Origin of the sequence: Caulobacter sp. B11, from assembly GCF_002737765.1 — a bacterium.
Lineage (GTDB): Bacteria > Pseudomonadota > Alphaproteobacteria > Caulobacterales > Caulobacteraceae > Caulobacter.
Genome location: NZ_PEGG01000077.1, coordinates 1 through 6,528, shown reverse-complemented (window position 1 = coordinate 6,528; position 6,528 = coordinate 1). Strand labels below are relative to the sequence as shown.

Genomic DNA, 6,528 nt, shown 5'->3' with positions numbered 1-6,528 from the left:
TGTGAAGCCGAAGACGCAAAAGCCTTCGTTGTATCGCGTACTGATATTGAACGACGATTATACGCCTATGGAATTCGTCGTTTACGTACTTGAACGTTTTTTCAACAAGTCGCGCGAAGATGCGACCCGGATTATGCTGCACGTGCACCAGCACGGCGTTGGGGTTTGCGGGGTCTTCACTTATGAAGTCGCCGAGACCAAGGTCGCGCAGGTGATCGATTCAGCCCGCAGGCATCAGCACCCACTGCAGTGCACCATGGAAAAGGACTAAGGAGCCCCGCCTTGCCCTCTTTTTCGCGCCCCCTCGAAGAATCCCTGCATCGCGCCGTCGCTTACGCCAATCAGCGCAAGCACGAATACGCCACGCTGGAACACCTGCTGCTGTCGCTCACTGATGACGACGACGCGGCCGGCGTGATGCGCGCCTGCGATGTCGACCTCGCCGCTCTCAAGAAGAGCCTCGTCAACTATCTCGACGTCGAACTGGCCTCGCTGGTCGTCGACGACGAGGATGACGCCAAGCCCACCGCCGGCTTCCAGCGCGTCATCCAACGCGCCGTCATTCACGTGCAGTCCTCGGGCCGCGAAGAGGTCACCGGCGCCAATGTGCTGGTGGCGATCTTCTCGGAACGCGAGAGCCATGCCGCCTATTTCCTGCAAGAGCAGGACATGACCCGCTACGACGCGGTGAACTTCATCGCCCACGGCATCGCCAAGAAGGCCGGGGCCTCTGAGCCCAAGCCGTCCAAGGGCGCCACGGTCGAGGAAGATCCCGAAAAGCCCAACGCCAAGACCGGCGGCGAGGCGCTCGAGGCCTATTGCGTCAACCTCAACGAAAAGGCCCGTCAGGGTAAGGTCGACCCGCTGATCGGCCGCGCCAACGAGGTGGAGCGGGCGATCCAGATCCTGTGCCGCCGCACCAAGAACAACCCGCTCCTGGTGGGCGAACCCGGCGTCGGCAAGACCGCCATCGCCGAGGGCCTGGCGCGCAAGATCATTACCCATCAGGTGCCCGAGGTCCTGGCGGAAGCCACCATCTTCTCGCTCGACATGGGCGCGTTGCTGGCCGGCACCCGCTATCGCGGCGACTTCGAGGAACGCCTCAAGCAGGTGGTCAAGGAACTCGAGAACCATCCCAATGCGGTGCTGTTCATCGACGAGATCCACACGGTGATCGGCGCGGGCGCCACCAGCGGCGGGGCGATGGACGCTTCGAACCTGCTCAAGCCGGCCCTGGCCTCGGGAACCCTGCGCTGCATGGGCTCGACCACCTACAAGGAGTTCCGTCAGCACTTCGAGAAGGATCGGGCCCTAGTCCGACGCTTCCAGAAGATCGACGTCAACGAACCGACGGTGGAAGACACCATCAAGATCCTCAAGGGCCTGAAAACCTACTACGAGGACTTCCACAAGCTGAAATACACCAACGAGGCCCTGAAGGTCGCGGTGGAGCTGTCGGCCAAGTACATCACCGACCGCAAGCTGCCCGACAAGGCGATCGACGTGATCGACGAGGCCGGCGCCGGCCAGATGCTGCTGCCCGAGAGCCGTCGCAAGAAGGTTCTGGGCGTCAAGGAGATCGAGGCCGTCGTGGCCAAGATCGCCCGCATTCCGCCCAAGTCGGTCAGCAAGTCGGACACCGAGGCCCTCAAGGAACTCGAGATCGACCTGAAGCGCTCGGTGTTTGGTCAGGACGAAGCCATCCAGCAACTGTCCTCGGCCATGAAACTGGCCCGGGCCGGACTGCGCGACGCGGACAAGCCGATCGGCTCGTTCCTGTTCAGCGGCCCGACCGGCGTCGGCAAGACCGAGGCCGCCAAGCAACTGGCCCTGACGCTCGGCATCGAGATGATCCGCTTCGACATGTCGGAGTACATGGAGCGCCATACCGTGAGCCGCCTGATCGGCGCCCCTCCCGGCTATGTCGGCTATGATCAGGGCGGGCAGCTGACCGACGCCGTCGATCAGCATCCGCACGCGGTCGTGCTGCTCGACGAGATCGAGAAGGCCCACCAGGACGTCTACAACATCCTGCTGCAGGTCATGGATCACGGGGTCCTCACCGACTCCAACGGCAAGAAGGTCGATTTCCGCAACGTGGTCCTGATCATGACCACCAATGCGGGCGCCTCGGACGCCCAACGCCAGTCGATCGGCTTTGGCCGCTCCAAGGTCGAGGGCGAGGAAGAGGCCGCCCTCAAGCGCCTGTTCACGCCGGAGTTCCGCAACCGCCTCGACGCGGTCGTGGCCTTCAAGCCGCTGACCCAGGACATCATCCGCATGGTGGTGCAGAAGTTCGTCATGCAGATGGAGGCCCAGTTGGCCGACCGGAACGTGACGATCTCGCTGGCCGACGACGCCGCCGACTGGCTGGCCAAGAACGGCTTCGACGAACTCTACGGGGCGCGACCTTTGGGCCGGGTCATCCAGGAGCACATCAAGAAGCCCCTGGCCGACGACATCCTGTTTGGTCGCCTGGTTCGTGGCGGCCACGTCAAGGTGGTGCTCAAGGACGGCAAGATCGATTTCGAGATCGAAAGCACCCCGGAGAAGGCCAGCAAGGCCGCCGCCGGAGACCAGGACAAGTCCGAACCCGCCCTGGTCGAATAGGACAATCGGACAAGAGGCCCGGAGTGATCCGGGCCTCTTCACTATAAGGGTTCACGAGTCCGAAACCGCTACCCAAGGAACTTTACAGCCGCGTCAAATCAATAGAGCTTTGATGTGTTGTCAGTAAGAGGGCGCTGGGGTGCGAACAACCTGGCTCAGCCTGTTCCGCCCGGCCCAGACAGTACGCCCATCATGGTCGCCGCTGGCGTTCCTGGCAGCCTATGCGATCACCGCCACGGTAGCCTACACCATGACCGTCGGGGCCGGCGGCCTGGCGGTTCTTTGGGTCAATAATGGCCTGCTGGCGGCGGCCCTTCTGCTGCTGCCGCGCGCCTCGGCCATTCCCCTGCTGCTGGTCTGCACCCTGATTGACGGCATGGCCGCCCTGCTGACGGGCAGTATTCCGGCTCAAGCGGCCCTGATCGCGGGCTGCGACCTGCTCGAGTCGGTGACCGCCGCCTTCCTGATCCGGCAGGTTTGCGGCGCGGGCCTGGACATTCACCGCTTCAGCCGCCTGTGGCGCATGACCCTGCTGGCGGTTCTGCCGACCACATTGATGGTCGGCACCCTTGGGGCGGTCCTGACGGCCCAGCTGATCGACGGTGATCTCCAGACGATCTGGACCGCCTGGGCCCTGGGCGATTTCCTGGGCATGATGATCGGCGCGCCGGCGACGCTGTTGCTGGCCAGGGCCCATCGCTACACCGTGCCGCGACAAGCCTCGGGGCTGCCGCCGCTGCAATTGATCACCGCCGCGCTTCTCGTCTCGGCGACCCTTTTCCACTTCCTTCCCAACGCCCCGCTCTATCTCAGCTTCCCGCTGCTGCTGGCCGTCCTGCTGCAGCTGGATCCGCCGCGAGCGATCCTGACCATCGCCGGGTTCGCGTACCTCGGCGCGGCCAGCACCACCCTGGGTCATGGTCCGATCGCAGCCCAGTACAGCGACCTGTCCAGCCGGATCCTGGCCCTGCAGACCTATCTGGCCTCGATCCAGTTCTGCGCCCTGGTGATCATCAGCGTGCTGTCGCAAAGAACCCGCGCTCAGAACGGTCTGCAGCGGGCCCTGTCGGCGGCCCGCGCCGCGCGACGCGACGCCGAGACCGCCGCGCGCGCCAAGAGCCGGTTCCTGGCGGTGATGAGCCATGAGATGCGCACGCCTTTGAACGGCATCAGCGGCCACGTCCAGTTGCTCGGTGCGAACCGGGCCATGCCGACGTTCACGCTTGAGCCCCTGGCGGCGATCCAGGCCTCCTGCGGCGTTCTGGTGTCGCTGATCGACGACGTGCTCGACTATTCCAGCTTCGAGCACGGTCAGGTGCACCTCAATCCGGGACCGGTTTCGATCCCGGCCGTCGTCGAACGCGTCTCGGCCCTGATCCTGCCTCTGCTCGGCGACCGGCCGATCGTGCTGCGCACCGAGATCGACATGCCCGGGACCTTCCTGCACAGCACCGACGAAAGCCGCCTGGCGCAGATCCTGTTCAAGCTGCTCAGCAACGCCGCCAAGTTTACGCGGCGCGGCGACATCACCCTGTCGGTGAGAGTCCGGCCCAGCCTCGTCCCCGGCGTCGATGACGTGACCTTCCAGGTGACCGACACCGGCCTGGGGATCTCGCCCGACAACCTGTCGCTGCTGTTTCGGCCCTTCTCCCAGATCGACAGCACCCCCACCCGGCCCTTCTCCGGCGCGGGCCTTGGCCTGGCGATTTCACGCTCCCTGGTCGAGTTGATGGGCGGCAGCCTGACGGTCGAGAGCACCGTCGGCATGGGGTCCAGCTTCGTGATGAAGGCGCCCATGACGCGGCTGGACCGCACCGAGGTTGCCCCGTCGCCGCCGGAGACCGTGCAAGGCCATCGCCTTCTGGTGGTCGACGACCATCCCATGAACCGGCAGATCGCCAGCCAGATGCTGGAGGCGGCGGGCTTTCAGGTCGACACCGCCGAAAACGGCGAGGACGCCGTGACGCGAGCAGGCCAAGCCCCCTATGACGCCATCTTCATGGACCTGCACATGCCGATCATGGACGGGCTGACCGCCTGTCGCCGGATCAAGGCCTCGGGCGGCGAAGAGGCCCAAACCCCGATCATCGCCATGACGGCGGCGACCTCGACAGACGACATCGCCTCATGCCTGGCGGCCGGGATGGTGGACCACATCGCCAAACCCATTCAGCTGCGAGCCCTGATCATCGCCGCCAACAGCGCCATCGGCAACAGGTCCTCCTAAAGCGCGGCCGCGATCGTCTCGGCCAGGGTCTTGAGGGCTTCGACATCGGCCATGGCCTCGCCATGCCGCCCCATGCCGCCCCAGGGCCTCGCCCTCGTAGCGCGGGATGACGTGGAAATGCAGGTGGAACACGGTCTGGCCGGCCGGCGCGCCGTTGAACTGGGTGACCACCACCCCGTCGGGCTTGAGCGCGGCGGCGACGGCGGCGGCGGCCTTCTGGGTGGCGCCGATCAGCCGCCCCAGGGTCTTGGGCTCGGCTTCCAGCAGATTGCGGGCCCGGGAGGTCTTGGAGATCACCAGCATGTGGCCGCGCGACTGGGGAAACACGTCCATGAAGGCCAGGACCTGGTCGTCCTCGAACACCTTCACCGCCGGAATTTCGCCCCGGATGATCTTGGCGAAGATGTTGTCGGGATCGTAGGTTCCATGAAGGCTCATGGCCGTCTCCTTGCAAGCGTGACAGCTGAAAGTGGTCGCCGGTTTCAGCGCCCGTCACGCGCACCACCAAAGGCTGCCGTGTCCTAGCAAACCACGGGGGAGGCGCAAGCCATGACGACCAAGAGCGCCAAGCCGCCGCAGACCCTGACCGAGCGCCAGAAGACGTGGTTCGCCTCCGTCCAGGCCAGTCTCGAGCGCGACACCGGCAAGACCCTGGCCCAATGGGTGACGATCGCCCGCGCCTGCCCCGAGACCCGGCCGCGGGCGCGGGTCAACTGGCTGAAAGAGCATCACGGGCTTGGCGTCAATCGCTGCGCCCACATCCTGGCCGAGGCCTTTCCGTCCGAGATGGGCTGGGATGAGCCCGACGCCCTGCGCGCGGCCCTGTGGACCGACCCGGCCTCGGCGGCGATCCTGCAAGTCCTCGAAGCGGCGGTCGCTGATCTCGACGGCCTGGTCACGGGCCAGCGCAAGGGGTTCACGGCCTGGTCCGCCAAGGTGCAGTTCGCGGCCGCCAAGCCCCTGAAGGGCGGCGGCGCCCTGCTGGGCCTGGCCCTGCCGCCGGAGGCCTCCCCGCGACTGGCGGCGCCCGGCAAGGAAAGCTGGTCGGAGCGGCTCAAGGCCAAGGTCGCCCTCGCCTCGCCGTCCGAGGTCGACGACGAGATCCGGGCCCTGTTGCGGGCGGCCTGGGCGCGTTCCTGAGCGCCGCCTGACGCCCTTTTTCGGAACGTCGCGCCATCCGGTTCGTTGGAAGGCCTCCAATCAGGAGATACCGCATGACCCACGAAGCTGAACTGGTGGCCAAGTTCTGGAAGGCGCTGAAATCGGACCGCACGGTGATGGTCGGCCTGCCCGACGTTGACAGCGGCCGCTCACAGCCGATGACCGCCCAGATCGAGGGCGATGAAGGCGGACCGATCTGGTTCTTCAGCAGCTCCGAAACCGACCTGGTCGGCGCGGTCGGGGCCGGCGTCGCCGCCGACCTTCACTTCGTGGGCAAGGGCCACGACCTGTTCGCGACGGTCAGCGGCCGGATGACGGTCAATACCGACCGGCCGTGGTCGAGCGCCTGTGGAACCCCTTCGTGGCCGCCTGGTACGAGGGCAAGGACGATCCCAAGCTTCGCCTGCTGTGCTTCGAGCCGGCCGACCGCGGATCTGGCTCCAATGAAAACAGCCTGTTCGCCGGCCTGAAGATGATGCTCGCGTCGACCCCAAGGTCGCCTCCAAGGACAAGGTGGCCCACACCCGCCT

At 65.7% G+C, this 6,528-nt stretch carries 5 protein-coding genes and 1 pseudogene; 5 read left to right on the top strand and 1 reads right to left on the bottom strand.

Features of this window, described 5'->3' with window-relative positions:
- The first annotated feature begins 1 nt into the window (after nt 1).
- The 3 genes from clpS to CSW58_RS04770 all read left to right on the top strand — a co-directional run bounded on the left by clpS (nt 2) and on the right by CSW58_RS04770 (nt 4,837).
- Nucleotides 2–271 (top strand): ATP-dependent Clp protease adapter ClpS, encoded by a 270-nt coding sequence (clpS, locus tag CSW58_RS04780; RefSeq protein ID WP_201721574.1) that lies wholly within the window; start codon nt 2–4, stop codon nt 269–271.
- 11 nt (nt 272–282) lie between these two features.
- Nucleotides 283–2,610: an ATP-dependent Clp protease ATP-binding subunit ClpA gene (gene clpA / locus CSW58_RS04775; RefSeq protein WP_099446516.1), complete on the top strand. Its 2,328-nt coding sequence runs from the start codon at nt 283–285 to the stop codon at nt 2,608–2,610.
- Nucleotides 2,611–2,749: 139 nt separating this feature from the next.
- Nucleotides 2,750–4,837 (top strand): response regulator, encoded by a 2,088-nt coding sequence (locus tag CSW58_RS04770; RefSeq protein WP_143755078.1) that lies wholly within the window; start codon nt 2,750–2,752, stop codon nt 4,835–4,837.
- Here the strand turns inward: CSW58_RS04770 and CSW58_RS04765 are convergent.
- Nucleotides 4,834–5,275, bottom strand: a pseudogene (locus tag CSW58_RS04765) (HIT family protein). The gene CSW58_RS04770 and the pseudogene CSW58_RS04765 overlap by 4 nt on opposite strands.
- A gap of 111 nt (nt 5,276–5,386) precedes the next feature.
- On the opposite strand from CSW58_RS04765, the gene CSW58_RS04760 reads away from it, so the two are divergent.
- Nucleotides 5,387–5,977 carry a DUF4287 domain-containing protein gene (locus CSW58_RS04760; protein ID WP_099446514.1) on the top strand — a complete coding sequence of 197 codons (591 nt, stop codon included), beginning with the start codon at nt 5,387–5,389 and terminating at the stop codon, nt 5,975–5,977.
- A gap of 74 nt (nt 5,978–6,051) precedes the next feature.
- Nucleotides 6,052–6,468, top strand: a complete 417-nt coding sequence (locus tag CSW58_RS04755) for a pyridoxamine 5'-phosphate oxidase family protein (RefSeq protein WP_236627650.1) — start codon at nt 6,052–6,054, stop codon at nt 6,466–6,468.
- The last annotated feature ends 60 nt before the right edge of the window (nt 6,469–6,528 follow it).

Excerpts from the sequence above, each read along its gene's own strand:
- CSW58_RS04755 (WP_236627650.1), top strand. The coding sequence starts at position 6,052 with ATGACCCACGAAGCTGAACTGGTGGCCAAGTTCTGGAAGGCGCTGAAA.
- CSW58_RS04760 (WP_099446514.1), top strand. The coding sequence starts at position 5,387 with ATGACGACCAAGAGCGCCAAGCCGCCGCAGACCCTGACCGAGCGCCAG.